The following is an 18,767-nucleotide window of genomic DNA, read 5'->3' as shown; positions in this document are numbered from 1 at the left end:
GATGGTGTGGACAATGATCATCTTACCAGGGAGAGAGTCCTTTTTCATGTTTCCTGCTTGGGATCCTACCGCGCTTCGCTTGCTGGCCCCGATGAGGGGGATTGCGAACCTACGTTCCCAACCCCCTCATCGGGGAACTTCTAAGAATTTCTCCCACAAACATTTTACTCACACATTTGCTTGTGCTCAATAAAGAGTTGAAAGAGTCGTCGATTCCCGGGGATTTTTGCACGTTTGGGGGTCGACGACAACAGTTCTATTACTGCAGTAAGTAAATGACATGGGGCATCTAAAGCTTTTACAAGTTTCGTCCACTATTTCTAGTTTACAAAGAGTCTATTCCGAGGGTAAGTCGTAAACAATATCTCCCCGCCGACAAGCATTTTTCTAAAAATATCGTCACACCTTTTCAGTTCATACCGCAAACATAAAAGGGTTCAGACCCTAGATCCGAACCCTTAAAAGAAATTTGCTGCTCGTATTAGTCTTTTATTCTTTTACTTCTTTCTTTAAGAAACCGACCATAAGAGCTGTTACAAATGAACCAATTAAAATAGCAAGTACATATAACCATGGACTGCCGCTTATAAACGGGATGACAAATATGCCTCCATGCGGTGCTGACAAACCAATTCCAAATACCATCGTTAACGCACCGGCAATTGCGGAGCCTACGATAATCGATGGAATTACACGTCCTGGATCAGCTGAGGCAAAAGGAATGGCTCCTTCTGTTATAAAGGTTGCCCCCATAATATAGCACGTTTTTCCTGCTTCTCGTTCTGCTTTTGTAAACTTCTTTTTAAACAAAGTTGTTGCAATGGCTAGTCCTAATGGAGGAACCATACCGCCAGCCATAATCGCAGCATGCGGGGCGTAGTTTCCTGCATCAATCATCGCTAAACCGAATGTAAAGGCTGCTTTGTTGATCGGACCTCCCATATCTACAGCCATCATTCCCCCTAAAATCAAACCTAAAAGAACTAAGTTCCCAGTTCCTAATCCTTCCAGCCAAGCTTTCAATCCATCGTTAATCGCTTTAACAGGATCATTCACCACATACATCATAATAAAACCTGTAATTAAAATACCGAATAAAGGATATAGTAAAACTGGCTTAATCCCTTCTAATGATTGCGGCAGAACCTGAAAGATTCGTTTTAAAAGAACGACTAAATATCCGGCTAAGAAACCGGCAATTAATCCGCCAAGAAAACCGGCCTCCCCATTTGCTGCCAAAAATCCTCCGACCATTCCCGGAGCAAATCCCGGACGATCCGCAATACTCATGGCAATAAATCCGGCTAAAACAGGAATCATTAATTTAAAGGCATTTTCCTTGCCAATAGTCATCAATGCTTCAGCAATCGGATGGTAAGATGGATCGTTCGGATCGAACGCTTTAATCCCAAAAATAAATGAAATGGCAATCAAGATACCGCCGCCAACGACAAATGGCAGCATGTTTGAAACCCCATTCATGAGGTGCTTATAAAATCCTTTTCGTTCTCCGCGTTGAAACGCTGAATTTGTTTCTTTTCCCGAAGCTTTGTAAATAGGTGCGTCTTTCTTTAATGCTCGTTCAATCAACTCTTTTGGTTGGCGAATGGCTTGTGCAACAGGGACTTCAATGACATGTTTGCCATCGAAACGGTCCATTTCCACTTGCTTATCTGCAGCCACAATGATTGCGTCTGCCTCTTCGATCTCTTCTGGCGTCAGCTTATTTTTGACACCGCTTGAACCATTCGTTTCAACCTTAATGTCAACGCCTAACTCTTTCGCTTTTGTCTTCAAAGCATCCGCTGCCATATACGTATGAGCAATACCAGTCGGACAAGCGGTAACGGCTAAAATTTTTCCTTTTTTAGAATCGGTCTGCTCGCTCTCTTCTTCATTTTCCTTTTCTTTTTCATTGATAATTCCAATGATTTCCTCAGCAGAATTGGCTGATTCAATTTTTTTACGAAACTCTTGATCCATTAACAATGTCGATAAACGGGAAAGTGTTTCTAGATGAGCATTGTGGACGCCTTCACTAGCTGCAATCATGAAAAACAAATGGCTGGGCTTACCATCTAAAGACTCAAAGTCAATGCCTGCTTTTGAACGACCGAATGCGATCGCAGACTGTTTAACTGCATTCGTTTTAGCATGCGGAATCGCTATCCCCTCGCCAATTCCAGTCGTACTTTGAGATTCACGAGCAAGGATGGCCTCCTTAAACGCTTCTTTATCGTGAAGCTTCCCTGCCTTCGCAAGCGTTTCTATTAATTCATCAAGTACTTCCATTTTGGTAGCAGACTGTAAATCTAATATAATCGTCTCTTTCGTTAATAAATCCGTGATTTTCATTACACAATCCTCCTTACCGATAAATTTCCAAGCGAATATTTGGAAGAAGCTGTTCCACGCTTTCCTTTGTACATAAATCTTCTGAAAATGCTGTTGCACTTCCGGCACTGACGCCGTGTTGGAATGCTTTGATCGCGTCATGGTTTTGAAAATAGGAGGCTAAGAAACCGGCAACAGTTGAATCCCCAGCTCCTACTGTATTTTTCACGTTACCTTTTGGGACTTTGGCCAATACGGTATGATCAGTATTAATCAATACTGCTCCGTTTCCTCCCATGGTAACGATTACATTCCTTGCTCCTTCATTTTGCAGCTTCTTTCCGTACTTTATTGCATCTTCTATCGTCTCAATGTTTACATGAAACAACTCTCCTAATTCGTGATGGTTCGGTTTTATTAAAAAAGGTCTCATAGGTATCAACCGTTTTAGACTCGGTCCTGATGTATCAACGACAAACGGTATTTCCCTTTCCTGACAAATCGATGCTATCGTCTCGTAAAAATTTTCAGGAACTGTTGGAGGCAAACTGCCAGCAAGCACTAAAACATCATTTTTATTCAAAGAAGAAATTTTTGATAATAGCTTTTCCTGCTTTTCTTTTGAGATGGCAGGTCCATTCCCGTTAATTTCCGTTTCTTGATCTCCTTTCAGCTTTATATTGATCCGGGTAGGCTCTTCCACCTCAGTGAAATCAATGGCAATATTTTCACTAATTAATGCATTCTTAAGAAAGTCTCCTGTAAAACCGCCTGCAAAACCTAATACAACACTATCGATACCAAGGCGTTTCAATACGCGGGACACATTGATCCCTTTTCCTCCCGGGAAGTAAAGTGTTTCTTCCGCTCGGTTCAATTCTCCTATTTTTAAGTGATTAATACGGACGTGATAATCAATCGATGGATTTAAGGTAACCGTATAAATCATGATTATTTCACAACCTTTACTGCGGTTTTGGCTGAAAATTCTTCTAAGATTTCTTGATCAATTTCATCTGTAATAATGACGGCATCATTTAAATCTGTAATTTTTGAAAAGGTAAATTCATTAAATTTTGTATGATCAGCCAGAACAAATGACTTTTGTGAGAGATTCATTGCGAGGCTTTTCACAGCCGCTTCTTCTGGATCAGGAGTTGTATAACCAAACTCAAGGTGGATGCCGTTAACACCCATAAAGGCCTTATCAAAACGATACGATTGCAGCCCCTCTTGAGCCCCCTTACCGATGAGAGCTCTTGTGGTCTTTTTTACATAACCACCCGTTAAATAGGTTTCGATATTTTGTTCAAGCAGTGCTTCCAAATGGGTTAATCCATTTGTTACTACTTTTATTTTTTGAGCAGAAATGTACGGGATCATTTGAAAGGTGGTTGTACCCGCATCCAGATATATACAATCACCATCTTGAATGAGACTCGCTGCATATTGAGCGATCATCCGCTTTTCTTCTAAATTCTTTGTCGATTTTTCGGAGATGCTCAGCTCTTCACTTCTTTGTTGAAATAAGGAAGCTCCGCCATGAACTCTCTTTAACTTTTTTTCTTTTTCTAATTGGCTTAAATCTCTTCGAATCGTAGATTCTGACGAAGAGGTTGCCTCCACCAATTCTTGAATTTTGACGACTCCCTTTTGTTCCAACAGCTCTAAAATGATCCGGTGTCTCTCTGGTGTTAGCAGCCTTATCAACTCCCATCTGGATGTTTTCTCTTTCTCTAATTTCATTATAGTGTAAGCACTTTCGAAAATCTATCATTTTTTATCAAAAACATTCAAAAATGGTCGTTTTATGACAAAAATCAGTCACAAACGATCATATGACAAGTCCATTTAATCCAAAACGAGAAAAAAAAAGGAATCTTCTACATCATGTTCGCCAATAAAATAACCCTTTCTCCTACAGACATCTGTCAAGGAGAAAGGGTAGTAAATAAATTATGAAAAACGTTGCCCTGCGTGTTCTGAATCAGTCCGAATGAATGAGATTTAAGTTCTTATAGTTAAGATAAAAACCTAGCCATCAAGATTTACCTCGACGATAGAAAACAAAAGTTTCAATTCCTTATAGTTAAGATAAAAACGTCCCAAAAGTTACATGTAAAAAGTGCTTGAAACTGTTGTTTCAATTCCTCATAGTTAAGATAAAAACGTACATGGTCGATCAATTCATACATATACGATGTTTGTTTCAATTCCTCATAGTTAAGATAAAAACTTGAAGATGAATATAGCTTCGTTCGTGTTGCCGAACGTTTCAATTCCTCATAGTTAAGATAAAAACAAAAGTATTGCTGAGTTAAAAGATATGGGGATGCGAAGTTTCAATTCCTCATAGTTAAGATAAAAACCCGTCTACAACAGCAAAACGAACTCGTTTAGGATCATTTTGTTTCAATTCCTCATAGTTAAGATAAAAACCTTTACGACAACGGAACCGACAATACCCAAAATGGAGTTTCAATTCCTCATAAATTATAACATTTATCTTGTGAATTGTTGCTAATTTTTAAAACCCTTGAAAATCAAGGGTTTTTCTTTTTCATCTTAGCGTAAATCCGAGTGAATTTTATGCCCTCCAAATAGCTTTTGCCCCCAATTTGTCCCCTTTAATTCTTCCGATTACATCAAGAAAAGCAGGTAAAAAAGCACGGCCTTTTCGGTCGTACTTTTTTACCTCACACGCAACTTTTGCCCGACAAGAATCAAGTCTGGATTTTTGATATTATTGAGCTTCACTAAATTTTGCACGGTTGTTTCGTACTTCTTTGCAATTTTAGTTAGGGTATCACCCTTCTTTACAGCGTAATACTCATCTTTTTCTGTTTTAGCAGGCACTTTTAATACTTGCCCGGTGATGATCAAATTTGGGTTTTTAATGTTGTTCAGTTTAACCAATTCATTAACAGTCGTTCCATATTTTTGAGCAATTTCTGAAAGGGTATCGCCTTTTTTGACTGTATAAACTTGATGTTCTTCTTTTTTCGCTGCAGCTTCAGGTTTTGTCGGCTTTTTATTTCCAACTTTATCGTATTTGTGCAGCTCATATTTTTCAATGATTCGGATTAACTTTGCTGCATAGTTTGGATCGGTTGCGTATCCGCACTCTTGGACCTTTTTGCATGCAGTCACATAGTTCGTTTCACCGATAATTGACTTGTATTTGTTTTTATCCCAAGAAACACCGTTTGTGTAGAGCTGTGCTAAATCTTCCAGGCTCTCTACCCATGAAGGATACTTCCGAAATGCGGCATCCGTTTTGTATGGCTTGCCGTTGCGATATTCAGTCGTTTTCATCGTTACCGACTGACCGTTGTAACTTCCTTTGATTCCGAAAAGGTTTTTCCCATTTTGAGCTAATCCACTTTGGCCAAAGTTGCTTTCCAAACACGCTTGCGCAATCACAAGCGATGCAAGAATTTTGTACTTCTCTTGAATTTTTTGAGCGTGCGGAGCGATTTGTTTGATGAATTCCATTTAATCATCTCCTTATGAAAAAAAATAAAAAAGAGCAACCAAACACGATTGCTCTTTTCTGGATCAAAAAACATTCTTGACTATCATTTCTTTGAGGCTAAATAAAGACTAACCCTTTTAAATTGAGATTCTGGGCTAAATGTACGAGTTACATTATATTCAACTTTTTCTCCGTTTATAGCGGAATTTAAATCTGTAAAAATTTGATAGAGATAGCTTAAAGAAGGTTTATCATAGTAATTTTCTGCCTGTAGTATTAAGGCCCCCGCAATATTTAAATCATTCAAAATTTCTGATTCATCAAATCCATAATATTTTAGATAAGCAACATCCTCCACAAGCTTCTGCCATTTATCATTAATCTCTAAGTTCTCAACTGCATGGAAACTTGTGCCATGATCTGTCAGATCATCTAAATACTTTTGAACATTCTTCAAACGTTGCTTTGCTATTTGTTCGTTTTTAAATACGACTTTATCTTCATAATCAACGTATTGGAGGGATAGAGCGAATGCGTAAGAATCATTTTTAAATATGTCTGACAAATCCTGTTCTTCCGCCGTACTATCTTCAGTTTTATAACTTTTAACTTCATCTGAACTTATATTAAACATCATGAAGTTAAATGCGATTCCCATAATAAACAATAAATTTTTCATGGAAAAATCCCCCTATAACCATTTGGAAATATCATACCAAATGATTTTTAGGGGATCAATAATTTTTTATTTTACCAAGTAAATAGTCTTCTGTGCAGAATAAAGTAACTTACCTGATGCACTGTACCATTCAACCTTTACGTAGTATGTTCCTCTTTCATCGGTAGGATATATTCTTATGTTATTTCTAAAATCCATATGCCCATTTATTCCTACAACTTTATTGTGTACAACTATTCGCCCTGTCGTACCTCGAACTAGGTATACACCTGCATAAAGATGTGCGTTCCCATTGTATGGCGTACAATTTGCATAAACCTCAATGTATTTTGCTTTAGGTCCATAATATGTCGCGTCAGTTTTTATAAAAGGCATGATTTTATTCCCCCTTTCCGATTTCCCTTTACTTAAAAGATTCCAAATAATGATCTGCTTGTTGCGCTTTTTTTGTGAGGCTATTATTCTTCCATGCAGTCCACATGGAAACAATGACTGTCAACACAACTGAAACGCCTTCATAAATTTCTTCATCAGTAAAAGGCAGCAATTGAAAATGAAAAAAAGAGATTGATACTTGGTTGATTAATACCAAAAATAAAGTGATAATTCTAATCCAAGTACTTTTTGTAACACCCTTCCAATTCATACTCTCACCTCCTTTCAATTTTGAATGATGTTCACGATAAGCATTAAAATAGCGACAATCCAACCGCCCCATTCTCGAATGGCATCTAAAACGGTTGTCTTGCCGCTTTCAGCTGCTTTAAGTTTCTCAATTTCGCTTTCAATGTTGTACAGTTCTTCTCGCAACCCGTTGTATTTTCTGATGATGTCTCTGGTTTCTTTCATTTCAGAGCGTAGACTAATAATCTCATCTCTCATCTTCATAATTTGTTCGAATAGTTCTTTGTTCGAATACCATTGTTCCACCAATACTCTTCCTTTCTGCCATCTATCATTCAGGAGTTGGCAAATATGTGAACACGCGCGGATCTTCCTGCCCGACGGTCCACATGGCTACGCCTTTGCATCCATACTCCGAAATGTATCGGAGTGTTCGAATGAATCCTTCTAGATCACTGTTCCAAGCGATGGAATAGCCTTCCGAATCGCCGATATAGAAGTTTCTCAACCATACACCAGCATCCACCATCCGGATACGGACTGTTTTTTCACCAACCCAGGACGGAATATTGACAATCGGAAAGTTATCGTAATCATTGTCAATGTCAATATCCAGGCCTTCATCCGGATTAAACCCGCTGTATACTAAATAGCCCAATTCATCATACGAATAAGGACGGTCCTCTTCTAAAGCAACATATTCCCGCCCATCAACAATCGCTGACACTTTCTCCATCGGTTCATACCGGTCGTTTGTAGCAATGTGCAGGCGATAGCAACGGATTCTTGTACCATTCGCATAAACGCCATGAGCACCCCTAGACAAAGAACCAGGTAAAGAACCGGAATAATTGATATATTCGACAGCACCGACCAGAATTTTTATGCGACCATTGTGAACACGAACGGTGAGAGTATGGCGACTTCCTAGGCCGTTAGCCAACGTTTCCGACATGGCCGCAGTCGCCAAGACCTGACTGGATCCGCCGCTTTCGTAAACCAGTCGAACTGTTCGATTGCGATAGTTAAGCTGTGCAATATAACCATTTCCGACCGTTCCAGGATTTCTCGCGTAAAAACGAATTCCATAAATCGCATTTGAATCCAAGGCTCGAATGTCAGCCTCAATATGAGCGTTGAAGGAGAACTCACGATTTAACACAAGCTGTGCCGAACTATTCCGAGCATCACAATAAACATGAGCTTCATCACCGCCAGACGCGGCAACTGGCCGCCATGTTCCATTTGAATAACCGATATTTTGAAGTGGACCACGACAAGCCCCATCAACCGGATATGGTCCATTTGGTGCCCGGAAACCGGTAATCGCCCTCTGGTAATAATTCGTTTCCGTCAAATTCTCCACTTCTTGATCAGCAAAAGGACCAAACAAGTCTTCCCAAAAAATCGCCGGTCTTGGATGGCGACGGATTAATTCAGCAGTCAGCGTTACTTCATCCGGCATATCTGCGTCCACTTTCGTAACAACACCATCAACAACGGATCCTCTCTTTTTGGGAACTTGAAGATTAACGTTATATTCAACTTCTCCTCCGGACATTCCATGTTCAAAATCCCGACAGATTACAAACCCCATGATTTGAGCTAAATCTTGAGTAACACCAACTGTAATCGTATTTGATGTGCTAAACGAAAAAGTGCCGCAATCGAAAAAGTGATGGGATGGATTGACGAAAAACGGATACCAATCCGGAATATCCTCGCCAATGACATAATCAACCCCATTCACGTTAATAGGAATGCGGCAATTCAGATAAGGAAAATATACCGTCGCTACCAGGCGATACGTTCCAGGCGTTGATAAAGAAAACGAATAAGTGACACGCCCATCCTGACCAATAGCACCGCTGGCCCGGACGCACGAATTCGTCGCTTCGTCGTAAAGATACTGGCCAGGTAACGTATTGTAACCATAAAAGGTATAACCAGGCAGATCATCCTTAGGTTCCCAAACAGAATGAGCATCGCTGATATGTCCAGAGGTCGAGGTCGCCTCGGTCAATACCCTTTGAATCCCGGTAAATTTGGCACGTTGGTGTTTGGAATAGCTGGTGATGTATTCCGCGTTTCGATAAGTCCCCCGATAAACCACTTGACTGTTATTGTAAGGCAACAGACGAGCAAAGCGAGCCTGAAAACGATCGTAACAATGCAAAAAAGTATATTCATAGCCCGACTCTTCATCATGGAATCCACAATACGGAATAAACGATTGATCGAACCAAATGAACTCGCCCTGGTCGTTTCGTTGCCCGGCGTTATGCTTAAACAGGCCATTTTGCCACTGTAGCAACTGCCAATAAGCAATCGCAGTACCCAAACGGTCACGATTTAAGGACCAACGCCGCCCATAGGCCGCATTCCCGATAAAAGTCTTTTCCGGTGGTAAAACATTCCGAACATGATCCAAGACCTCTAAAAGCCACCAGACAGGAGTCGATGGCCCCGGTGCGGTATTTCCAGCCGAGAAATCATATGACATGATTTGATATTCATCCAGATCCGCTTCAGCAATGGTCGAATAATTCGTCCAAGCATACCAGGACGGATTATACTCACCGGTCATGGCATGAAGGTTTACACGAATCTCCAAACCAAGTGGCCGGCAAACTTCGTCTTTTACACGTCTCAAAAGGTCCCGGTATTTTTCCGGTTCTTGAGCCGACCGCGGCCTTGATGTAGTTTTCTCGAAGTCCATCTCAATCCCCTTGATCCGTCCAGGAAACCGGTTCAAATAAAGCTCGGCTATTTTTTTAAATTGCCGAACAAAAGTGTCCTGTGCTCCATTCACATTATCGAGGATCGGCTCCACACGAGATGCACCGAAACAAACCATTTGCAACGACCATTTGATATCTGGATAATGGTCGACCAAAAAACGAAGTGAATCACGCATCCACCATCGAATGGCCGTCTCATCTTCATTTAGAACCGGGTATCCCTCGCCGGCTTTATAGCTATAAATCGTACCGTCGGCATTTACACCGAAATCATGCAGGCCAACTCCGTAAATTTTATCATGATGATTCATGAAAGCGAGCCAGAAATTCTTTTGATTGCCGCCCCAGTTTTTCCAGGCGTCCGGATTAAGGATCCGCCATTCACCTGGTGAAACTTCGGTCGCGTATTCCGCAAACTGTGCATTAGACGGTTCATTCAAGGTCCATGAGATGAACTTCAAAACTTAGACCCCCCTTCTTCCCAATGGAACAATTCAGCAATTCCCCAAAAACCAATCCCGGTATCACGCATAACGCCATCCACCAGCTTATAAAATTCAATACGGATCCGATTTGAACCGTAGGCCAAGCCCATAAACATCTGGCGTCTTATCGGCAATTTCCCTTCGCCAACAGAGATAACACGACTGGCCAAATTGGCCGGCTTCCCATCAACGGTGGCCACACGTTGAGTGCCCAGCAATTTAATTTCACTCCCAGGACCACCAGGAATATCAAAAATAAATTCACGCGTATACCGTTTGTTCAAAGGATGATCCGGTTCATCCTCGTAGGCCATTTCACCATAACCTGTTTTAAACGCTCCATAATTCGACGAAATCCGCAATAAATCAAACTCATTTTTTGCATAAAGAGTTAAATCAACTGGAGTCGTTACCGTCGGCTCATTAAAATTGGATTCAAAAATATTCGGAACCACAATCACTTCATGCCCGCGACCGACGATGTTATAAAATCGGTTTTGGACATTTTCAAAGACTCTCGGCTGATCACCTAAGTAAACATCATCGCCAACAGCAGTGACAGTTTCATCCAGTGTGCCATATTTCGCTTTGAACCATTCGGACGTGTTCGGAATGGTCGCGGTTACTTGCTCGCCATCCTGCAATTGAAAATCGGTGATATGAACTGAACCCTGTTCCGCATTTTCCACCACAAACTCAATTTCAATACTAGAAACTTTTTTCTCTTTTGCTCCTTCAACTTTAGTGAAATATCGCGTCCAGGATTCTTTGTTCATCTTTCATCACCCATCCAAAGACCAACGCATCTCCGATGGATGCCCGGTCCACATCGTCGCGATCGTTCCGCCTTGCAACATAATATCCGTTACATTAACGGAACCAGACTGGCAATTTTCCACCACAAACTCAATTTCAATCGCAGAAACACCGCGACTAGGATCCGGAACATCTATCTTCCGGTTGAAAAAATTAAAAAATAACATGACTACTCATCCTCACTTAACGGAATCCAGATAGGCTCTTCTTCCGTTCCATCTTGATATTTGAATTTTACATAAACACCCACGCGGCCATTTCCGACCCGTAGGTTTTCTGTTGCTACTCGCAGACTTAATGAATACGATTCGCGGTGTGCAGGATAAATTGTTTGCCGCAATGATTTCTTCACGCCAGGCTGGGCTGTCGCACGAAATGAAGCATTTCCGCTGTAGCCATTTTCCGCATCCAACTCCCAGCCATCGTTTGTCCAGTAATTAAAGCCATCATCACCGCGAGAATTCATCAAATAGTTAAAAACATGAAGGTTCAGCATTTCGTCTCGTTCAACAGCGTCCTCGGAATACAAAAACTCGGCCCCTTCCTGGATCCCAGTTAACAAATCAGACAAGCTCGGCTGTTTAGATTCCAGCTGAAGTTCTGTATTCCAAGGCTGGATAACATTATACTTCCAGGACACGATCCGAGTCCGAACATTAATGCCGAGTTCTTTATCATAGACTAAAACCTCGTCGCCCAGGAAAAACTCTTCATGCGACATACCGGACAAAGCCGATAAATCAGCCGCTCTTAACACATAAGAGGACCGAGGACGAGCAAGGACCTTCAGAGCTTCCTCGCCGCGTTCCTTTAAGTGGTACGGATTCGTGAACCGCTCGTCTTTAGTGACCCGAACCCGAACCTTATCGGTAAAGGAAAAGTCGGTCAAATAAGGAACGCCATCATTCGCATCCGCGATTGACATGTTGTTTTTACCATACAGATAAAGTTTTGTGACCAATTCCTCGGTGTCGTAAATCGCCTCGACTTCTTCCAGGTTTTTTGAATAGGCGATAGCCGCCCCGGATTTGCGACCAACTGGTTCTGTAAAATCAACCGTCATGGTATCGGTATTAAAATGTAATTCACCACCAAAAAGACTAGGCAATTCATGCAAAGCCTTTAAACGATTGGTAAACCCTGCTTCCAGTTCAAGTGTGCGTTCCCGAGTAATAGTCACTTTTCCGACACGCCAACCAGTGCCATCCAGGATGTCCTTCATAATAACTTCAGGCGTAGCACTTTCCCAACGAGCATGCTCCACTGGCTCAGCAAATTGTAGATCATACCAGAGAGCCTCCGCGTAAACTTCAATTTCAGCCGGCGACAACCCGGACCGTTTCACGCTCACACGACGGATGATATAAATGCTATTAACCAGCTGGACCAAGTTCTCATTAACTAAATATTTTCTCTTTTCGTCTTTCCAAGGCAACGTAAACGTAACCTGGTCAATCCCGTTTATTTCTTGCTCCAGGATTATATTGTCGGCATTTTCCAGGACTGCCAAACGTCGGCGGTTTTGATCAAGAATAACCGGCCTAGCTTGAGCTAGACGATTAAACAACGGTTTGACTTCCCGGGCACCCCGACTGTTATATTTAATTCTTCCAAGCTGGTTATATCGCACAGAACCAAGCTGGTTATATTTATTCATTCACATCACTCCACAACAAGCCAAGGCGAACAATAGTGAGCACGCTGGAACAACTCACCACTCGCAGGATACGGATCCGGCATATTTCCAAACGGAATATCCGTCGCTCGATAGCCGCCATAATAAGTGTGTGGATTCGGCCTTTCAGTGAGGTCACGCAAAAAAGTAACCGCGTTAAATGACACCAAAGGAATAACGCTTTGTTGTCCTAACCCATTCCAGTAGGCTGTGGTTCCATCATGCCGAGCAATCCAATAAAAACCAGGCTCTAGTTCCCAGTTAACGTCGGCATAACCCCAGCCGCCCTCGGCAGGAATCGTTATTGTTGGACTTTCATACAAGAGCCGGCCAGGACGCATAGAACCGTTATCTTGATAAATTCCGACCTTCACATTGACGGTAGAACTGGCATAGTTCAAACTCATAGCCGCTTGTTTGAAACGTGTTTTTGTTGTAACCGGAAACGGAAAGGCATCAATGGTGTTCCCGTAGACAAGAACTGCAAAAGACGGCCTATGAGTGTCCACATTTACAGAGCCATCAGGATGAAGTGGATTATAATCACGACGAAAATGCGTTAAATAAGAACCGGAAACAGGATAAAAATGAAAAGTCCCTCCCGGATTATTGGCAAGCAAGGCCGAATATTGATCAATCCCAGACTGCAGGCTTTCAATTACCGAGGACCCGGCAGTTATGTGCGTAAAATCTGCTGTGATTTCGTCCGTTGATGCTTGCTGTTGATGGAATACCACTACACCATGAGCCGGAGAAATTACATAATCATTCGGATCCACTACCGAGCCATTCCGATAAATAATCGGTTCCGGCTCTTCCAACCAGCCACGAATTGACCCTTCATAAATGCGAAAACGTAAAGAAGGATCGTCCTGGTCATCAACCGGCCGCAATTGGTGACCTGTTGTTTGTGAAGTTTTCATATCCAGGACTAACTCAATTTTATTGACGGAATGCTGCAAACCACTCACATGAGCCGCCAAAATATCCTCGCTTGACAAATCGCGATAAGGTGTAATGGCCATATTATCCCCCCTTTTACTTCCAGCAACTACGAGCTGTTACTTTGAACGTTGAAACCGTCGCGTTTCCTTCGACCGATATCGATAAACGATTTGCACCAGGAACTAAAACCGGCATGTCGATATTGTCAATGTCATTTAAAGCCGATTCTTGAGTGCCATCCGTTTTTATGATGTAAGCAGTAACGAATTTGGAATCCAATACAAGCGTTTCTCCGGCCGCAAGCTCCCCGGTAAAAGTAATATCCGCGTTATCAGTCACCAGCTGAATTGAACCGCCTACATTAGACCCTTGAATTTCGATCTTTGGATAAGACACCGCCGTCCCTTTCCGGTCAAGCGTATAGGTTCCCGGACCATTCCATGACATCACGTCGTCCTCAATGGCGTACCAATATGGATCAGGACAGAAAAACTGGATTTCCCCCTGACCGACCGTCGCGATTTCATCCAGGACGGACTCATCGGCCAAAATTCCTTCAATGAATTTGTCCGGCTCATCCGAAAAAATCATCGGAACAGGTTCTTCGGTGTCCAAATAAACCGCTAATTCACGAACCAAAGACCGGTAACTTTGATGATCCTTTTCATGCAAAGTGACTTCCACTGGCAACAAAATAGGACCGTCTCTTTTTTCAAAAAAGAAAGCACCAGGACGCCCATAAATCTCCTTAGTGCTTAGGTGCCGCGGTGCGAGAATTGGCCGGCCAACATTATTCACAATGATAAGGTCGCTCAAATCGTGACCATTAAACGTCAGCATTAAAAACCACCCCTTGAACGAATTCTGGATCGTTGAATATGGCCCAATTCGCGGTCCATATACGGTGCGGTAACACGAGCAATCTCGCGACCATCCAGATTGACCGGCACAACAACCTCTTTAGGACCATTGTAGACCGTAAAATCTCTTAAATCGCTTCCGCCCTGAGAGAGCTGGGCATGGTTTTTCCCAATTTCTCTCGCATACCGCATGCTGACGTCATGAGGTATGACTTGAGTTCCAGAAGGCAAAAGGACGAGCTCTCCGCGACCCCCCTCGTTGATTCTTGCAAAACCGCCTTCCCAGTCATCCGTACCTCGAGCCAGGTATGGAATTTTTGATATGTTTACCCCAGGAATTTTGTTAATCAGACCAATTGCCGCGTTTATTCCACCGATAACGCCATTGATAAAACTTTTTACTTGATTGACAAGTCTTTGTACCGCATTACCGATACCGCTAAAAACACCGGAAACAAAGCTGGTCAAGCCAGACCAGGAACTTTGAATAGCATTAAACACTCCAGTTATGACCGAGCTCACCCGGTTCATAATGCTGGATGCAATCGAGAAAATCCGGTTAAACACTCCGGAAACGACACCACTCAAAGAGCTGATTATGCTAGAAACGGTACGGATCGCCGAAGTTACCGTCCCTAAAATGTTACGAAATACGCCGGAAATAATACTAAACACCGTACTAAACACGCCGGAAACAAATGAAGTGATTGGCGAAATTACGCTGAAAATCGAGCTAATAATTCCAGCGATAAACGTGACGATCGGCGAAATTATGCTAATGATTGACGAAATGATGCCAGCAACAAAAGCGACAATTGGTGAAATGGCCGAAATGATATTTGCTACGACATTAACGACCGTCGATAACACCGCCATCACCACAGGAATGATGGCATCAAACGCCGAAGCAACAGCTCCGAGAATCGCAATAAGAGCCGGTGCGACAGCCTGAACGATATTCAGGACCGTTTCAATCAAAATCATTAAAACAGGAACCAAAGAGCTGACCAGGATAGTCACTAATGGTGCGACTTGAGCAATAATGCCGGCGAAAGTAGTCACCAGCTGAGTGATGATCGGTAACAATTGACTAAAGACATCAATCAAAATCGGAATTATGGCCATCGCTAAATCCATGATGGTCATCCCTAAGCTCATAACGACAGGCATCAGAGCACTGATCACATTCATGACCATCGGAATTATGGCCGCTGCCAATTGCCCCAACGATTGACCGAGCATGGTGAGTAACGGTAATGCCATAGATGCAATTTGACTAAATCCCTGTGCAATTTGAGGACCGAATTCTTGCAGTATTAACAAAGCCATGCTTAAAACCGGATTAAACCCTAGGAACAAGGAAGAAAGTGATGTGACCTCGCCACCGGCACTTTGGAAACCTTGGATAAAGCTAGAAACGAATTCCGTAACAGCACCAATAACCGTCTGCAGAACGGAAACAATCAATTCGAATCCATTTATTAATCGACCGCCTACTGCTTCAGCAAAAGATGCCAGGCCTTCACGAGCACCATCCCACATTGTCTGCAGGATCGGCGACACCGTCGCAATTACGGTAGAAATAATGCTTGCTAAATTTTGAAAAACGCCAAAAACAAGATTCCTAAACTCTTCACTTTTTGCCATTGCCACCCCAAAGGCAACAGCCAGCCCCGTAATCCCGACAACAACCAGACCGATCGGACTTAACAACAACGACGTGATATTCAGTAATGAACCAAACTGTGTCGTTAAAAAACCTACAACCTTCAAAGCAGGCCCGATCCCAACTAAGAACCCAGCACCAATGGCTACAGCCCTTGTAATAAGTGTTTGGACGGAAGGTGATAGGCCATCAAACCAGGATTTTAGCTCACGAACACGATCAATAACATTATTAAACGCTTGGCCGAACGCAACACCCCAATCGGCCGCCTGTTCTTCAACTTGGGCCAAAAAGCCGCGGAATTCGGTTAATAGTGGCTTGACCGTTGAGAAAAACCCTCCGGCTTTGCCGCCAGCATCAAGGAAATTAGCACCGATACGAGCAATGTCGGCTCCGATATTCGCAATCGCCGCAGAAAACGATTCTTCCCCCATGATTTTGGCCGCACCGCCGATGTTTTTCTCAATGGCATTCAAGAGCATATCAGTGGAGATTTCTCCCTTACTTGCCATATCAAAGATAGCGTCCGCGGTCGTATTTGCTTCTTCAGCCAGCCATTGATAAACCGGCAAACCTCTGTCGGAAAGCATTTGTAGTTCACTGTTGTAAGCTCGGCCAGATGTGGTAACTTTGTTCAGGATTGCACCGATTTCACCTAATGACGCACCAGCGATCGCCGCAGTGTCCGCTGTTAAGCTCAAATAACGAGTTAGCTCTTTCCCCGGTGGGATTCCAGCCGCTACCGCATTGGCCGCAGTCGTAGCCGCTTCATCCAAGCCGAAAGCTGTCCCCTTAACAGACGCCAACGCGGAATCCATGATGCTCTCAATAGCCTCGGCATCATGGCCTAAACCTTTCAGTTTAGCACGAGCAGAATCAATCCCTACCAGACGGTCAAAACCTTTTACAAGCGTAATGCTAGTGAGTGCCGTCGCCGCCCCTACCGCTGGTAAAGTTATATTCCGCGTCAATTTGCTACCAAAATCCGAAATGGATTTCCCGATCGATTGAAACCTTTTCCCGGTTTGATTCACTCGGCTTTGAAGGTTTGCCAAAGATTCCTGTGCTTTTTGGAAACCAGCCCTGAATCCACTCGGATCCGCTGTTAATTTAGCTGTAAGAGTGTAATCTGCCATTTAATCACCAACCTTCCGTCCCGGTTTCACCGGCCGTTTCAGGCCCGCTTCTTTGTAAATCCTGTCAATCCAAGACTTACCGTCGCGTTTTTCCATTTCCGTAATGATTTGAATCGCGTTTTCGTTGTATTCTTTGTCCGCTTTGGCCTGTTTCCGTTTGAACAGCTCTATGAATTTTTTGTTTTTCTTTCTAAAGGCGTTATTGATTGCATTCAGAACCGCGTTTCTAAGATGCGTCATTTCCGTAACCAGTTTTGTTTCATAGGCCTTGTAAATAAACGCCTTTTCCACTTCGGTCAATTCGTTATAATCCCGTTTCGTAAAGCCAAAATTGACAACAAAAAAAGCAAGTTCTCGTTCACGAGAATAAGAACTTGCTAATTCCGCCAATTCCTTCTGTTTCCCGGTTCGCGGTTCGACCTGGGAAGTATCAAAATATTCATATTCGACCAGCTCTAACGGAATAAAAAACCCAGGTCTTCTTGCAGTTTAGAAACAATAACCGCATTTAAATCGCCATAGCCATGCTCCTCAAGTAATTTCTCGAAAATTTCCTGTGCTTTTTTACCGCGAACTGGCTGTTCTTGAGTGACGTTGTACAAGCCAACACTAAACAGCCCTTCCATCAAGTGAAAGGAAAGGATCCCCTTGCTTTGGCTCAATTCAGACATCAAAGAGATTTTATACAAGTTTTCAAGGTTTTTTATTTTTTGCAGATTAAAACGAAGTTCTAATACATCGCCATCGACTTCAAACATGCACCATCATTCTCCTTTTTAAAAATTTTTAAGCCCCAGCTGGTTCACCATTTCCACCGTCTCCATTTTCGCTGTCACCAGGCATCATGCCGCCTTCTTGATCAGACAAATCAACCAAAGGCCCGTTTCCTTCCAGGCTAATCGAATAGGTAACCGCATCATCAAACGGTGCCTCGATTGGATAATCCGTCACAATCGCAATACCGCCAAATAGTGCTTGTTTTGTCTTTTGATTAACGACCTTTAGGCAAACGAACTCATCATCATGAAATGCTTTTGACAGAGCTTTGTGAGATTCATCATCAGCAACATAAAGACCATCATTATCGATGGACCATTCCTTCATGCCGCCGATTTTGGCCTTCCACCCGCCCTTTGTATCTTTGGAAGTGACCTCAATGGAGTCTTTGGAACGGTTGATCGTTAAACCTTGCTGACCAGCAACAGCCAGCAATTTATCACCAGTGCTATTAAATACCGCCAATAAAATATCCTTTCCAGCTACAGCTTTTGTCGCTGTCCCGGAAAAATCGCAATAAAGATTGTTTTCAAAAGCCATCGCTATCACACTCC

18 protein-coding genes and 1 CRISPR repeat array are annotated in these 18,767 nt (G+C 42.6%); all 18 genes read right to left on the bottom strand.

Going from position 1 to position 18,767, the window contains the following annotated elements:
- Positions 1–489: 489 nt before the first annotated feature.
- The 18 genes from NST97_RS01890 to NST97_RS01800 all read right to left on the bottom strand — a co-directional run bounded on the left by NST97_RS01890 (position 490) and on the right by NST97_RS01800 (position 18,753).
- Positions 490–2,355: a PTS fructose transporter subunit IIABC gene (locus NST97_RS01890; RefSeq protein ID WP_341342856.1), complete on the bottom strand. Its 1,866-nt coding sequence runs from the start codon at positions 2,353–2,355 to the stop codon at positions 490–492.
- 13 nt (positions 2,356–2,368) lie between these two features.
- Positions 2,369–3,283, bottom strand: coding sequence for a 1-phosphofructokinase (pfkB, locus tag NST97_RS01885; RefSeq protein WP_341342855.1), 915 nt, complete (start codon positions 3,281–3,283; stop codon positions 2,369–2,371).
- A 2-nt stretch (positions 3,284–3,285) separates the two neighbouring features.
- The gene (locus tag NST97_RS01880; RefSeq protein WP_094245600.1) at positions 3,286–4,035 is read right to left on the bottom strand and encodes a DeoR/GlpR family DNA-binding transcription regulator; all 750 of its coding nucleotides are present in this window, start codon (positions 4,033–4,035) and stop codon (positions 3,286–3,288) included.
- A 303-nt stretch (positions 4,036–4,338) separates the two neighbouring features.
- A CRISPR array of direct repeats spans positions 4,339–4,773; the repeat unit is 30 nt; unit sequence GTTTCAATTCCTCATAGTTAAGATAAAAAC.
- A gap of 252 nt (positions 4,774–5,025) precedes the next feature.
- The gene (locus NST97_RS19175; RefSeq protein ID WP_375338781.1) at positions 5,026–5,829 is read right to left on the bottom strand and encodes a glucosaminidase domain-containing protein; all 804 of its coding nucleotides are present in this window, start codon (positions 5,827–5,829) and stop codon (positions 5,026–5,028) included.
- Positions 5,830–5,912: 83 nt separating this feature from the next.
- On the bottom strand, positions 5,913–6,488 hold the full coding sequence (locus NST97_RS01865) for a hypothetical protein (RefSeq protein WP_341342854.1): 576 nt from the start codon (positions 6,486–6,488) through the stop codon (positions 5,913–5,915).
- Between the two features lie 66 nt (positions 6,489–6,554).
- Positions 6,555–6,863 (bottom strand): hypothetical protein, encoded by a 309-nt coding sequence (locus NST97_RS01860; RefSeq protein WP_311066959.1) that lies wholly within the window; start codon positions 6,861–6,863, stop codon positions 6,555–6,557.
- Positions 6,864–6,891: 28 nt separating this feature from the next.
- The gene (locus NST97_RS01855) at positions 6,892–7,134 is read right to left on the bottom strand and encodes a phage holin (RefSeq protein ID WP_311066958.1); all 243 of its coding nucleotides are present in this window, start codon (positions 7,132–7,134) and stop codon (positions 6,892–6,894) included.
- Positions 7,135–7,148: 14 nt separating this feature from the next.
- Positions 7,149–7,418 carry a hypothetical protein gene (locus NST97_RS01850; protein ID WP_311066957.1) on the bottom strand — a complete coding sequence of 90 codons (270 nt, stop codon included), beginning with the start codon at positions 7,416–7,418 and terminating at the stop codon, positions 7,149–7,151.
- Between the two features lie 25 nt (positions 7,419–7,443).
- Complete coding sequence (locus NST97_RS01845; protein WP_339195259.1) at positions 7,444–10,314, bottom strand: glycosyl hydrolase family 18 protein; 2,871 nt, start codon at positions 10,312–10,314, stop codon at positions 7,444–7,446.
- Positions 10,311–11,114 (bottom strand): hypothetical protein, encoded by an 804-nt coding sequence (locus NST97_RS01840; protein ID WP_341342853.1) that lies wholly within the window; start codon positions 11,112–11,114, stop codon positions 10,311–10,313. The genes NST97_RS01845 and NST97_RS01840 overlap by 4 nt, the downstream gene beginning before the upstream one ends.
- A gap of 6 nt (positions 11,115–11,120) precedes the next feature.
- The gene (locus NST97_RS01835) at positions 11,121–11,321 is read right to left on the bottom strand and encodes a hypothetical protein (protein WP_041820878.1); all 201 of its coding nucleotides are present in this window, start codon (positions 11,319–11,321) and stop codon (positions 11,121–11,123) included.
- Between the two features lie 2 nt (positions 11,322–11,323).
- Positions 11,324–12,811: a phage tail protein gene (locus NST97_RS01830; protein ID WP_341342852.1), complete on the bottom strand. Its 1,488-nt coding sequence runs from the start codon at positions 12,809–12,811 to the stop codon at positions 11,324–11,326.
- A gap of 5 nt (positions 12,812–12,816) precedes the next feature.
- Positions 12,817–13,854: a hypothetical protein gene (locus NST97_RS01825; RefSeq protein WP_341342851.1), complete on the bottom strand. Its 1,038-nt coding sequence runs from the start codon at positions 13,852–13,854 to the stop codon at positions 12,817–12,819.
- Positions 13,855–13,867: 13 nt separating this feature from the next.
- A complete protein-coding gene (locus NST97_RS01820) occupies positions 13,868–14,614 on the bottom strand; it encodes a distal tail protein Dit (RefSeq protein ID WP_311066951.1) in 747 nt (248 codons plus the stop codon).
- Complete coding sequence (locus tag NST97_RS01815) at positions 14,614–17,436, bottom strand: phage tail protein (RefSeq protein ID WP_341342850.1); 2,823 nt, start codon at positions 17,434–17,436, stop codon at positions 14,614–14,616. Before NST97_RS01815 ends, NST97_RS01820 begins: the two co-directional genes overlap by 1 nt.
- On the bottom strand, positions 17,437–17,826 hold the full coding sequence (locus NST97_RS01810; protein WP_311066949.1) for a phenylalanine racemase: 390 nt from the start codon (positions 17,824–17,826) through the stop codon (positions 17,437–17,439).
- A gap of 65 nt (positions 17,827–17,891) precedes the next feature.
- Entirely contained in the window at positions 17,892–18,194 is a 303-nt protein-coding gene (locus NST97_RS01805; RefSeq protein ID WP_010899649.1) for a hypothetical protein, read from the bottom strand.
- Between the two features lie 28 nt (positions 18,195–18,222).
- Positions 18,223–18,753, bottom strand: a complete 531-nt coding sequence (locus tag NST97_RS01800; RefSeq protein ID WP_311066948.1) for a phage major tail protein, TP901-1 family — start codon at positions 18,751–18,753, stop codon at positions 18,223–18,225.
- Positions 18,754–18,767 lie beyond the last annotated feature (14 nt).

It is taken from the genome of Aeribacillus sp. FSL K6-1305 (assembly GCF_038050115.1).
Lineage (GTDB): Bacteria > Bacillota > Bacilli > Bacillales > Aeribacillaceae > Aeribacillus > Aeribacillus composti.
The sequence above is the reverse complement of the archived record's forward strand: the minus strand, read 5'-3'. Positions and strand labels throughout refer to the sequence as shown.

Coding starts and splice junctions, on each gene's coding strand:
- NST97_RS01890 (WP_341342856.1), bottom strand. CDS start 2,355: ATGAAAATCACGGATTTATTAACGAAAGAGACGATTATATTAGATTTA.
- pfkB (WP_341342855.1), bottom strand. CDS start 3,283: ATGATTTATACGGTTACCTTAAATCCATCGATTGATTATCACGTCCGT.
- NST97_RS19175 (WP_375338781.1), bottom strand. CDS start 5,829: ATGGAATTCATCAAACAAATCGCTCCGCACGCTCAAAAAATTCAAGAG.
- NST97_RS01865 (WP_341342854.1), bottom strand. CDS start 6,488: ATGAAAAATTTATTGTTTATTATGGGAATCGCATTTAACTTCATGATG.
- NST97_RS01860 (WP_311066959.1), bottom strand. CDS start 6,863: ATGCCTTTTATAAAAACTGACGCGACATATTATGGACCTAAAGCAAAA.
- NST97_RS01855 (WP_311066958.1), bottom strand. CDS start 7,134: ATGAATTGGAAGGGTGTTACAAAAAGTACTTGGATTAGAATTATCACT.
- NST97_RS01840 (WP_341342853.1), bottom strand. CDS start 11,114: ATGAACAAAGAATCCTGGACGCGATATTTCACTAAAGTTGAAGGAGCA.
- NST97_RS01835 (WP_041820878.1), bottom strand. CDS start 11,321: ATGTTATTTTTTAATTTTTTCAACCGGAAGATAGATGTTCCGGATCCT.
- NST97_RS01830 (WP_341342852.1), bottom strand. CDS start 12,811: ATGAATAAATATAACCAGCTTGGTTCTGTGCGATATAACCAGCTTGGA.
- NST97_RS01825 (WP_341342851.1), bottom strand. CDS start 13,854: ATGGCCATTACACCTTATCGCGATTTGTCAAGCGAGGATATTTTGGCG.
- NST97_RS01820 (WP_311066951.1), bottom strand. CDS start 14,614: ATGCTGACGTTTAATGGTCACGATTTGAGCGACCTTATCATTGTGAAT.
- NST97_RS01815 (WP_341342850.1), bottom strand. CDS start 17,436: ATGGCAGATTACACTCTTACAGCTAAATTAACAGCGGATCCGAGTGGA.
- NST97_RS01805 (WP_010899649.1), bottom strand. CDS start 18,194: ATGTTTGAAGTCGATGGCGATGTATTAGAACTTCGTTTTAATCTGCAA.
- NST97_RS01800 (WP_311066948.1), bottom strand. CDS start 18,753: ATGGCTTTTGAAAACAATCTTTATTGCGATTTTTCCGGGACAGCGACA.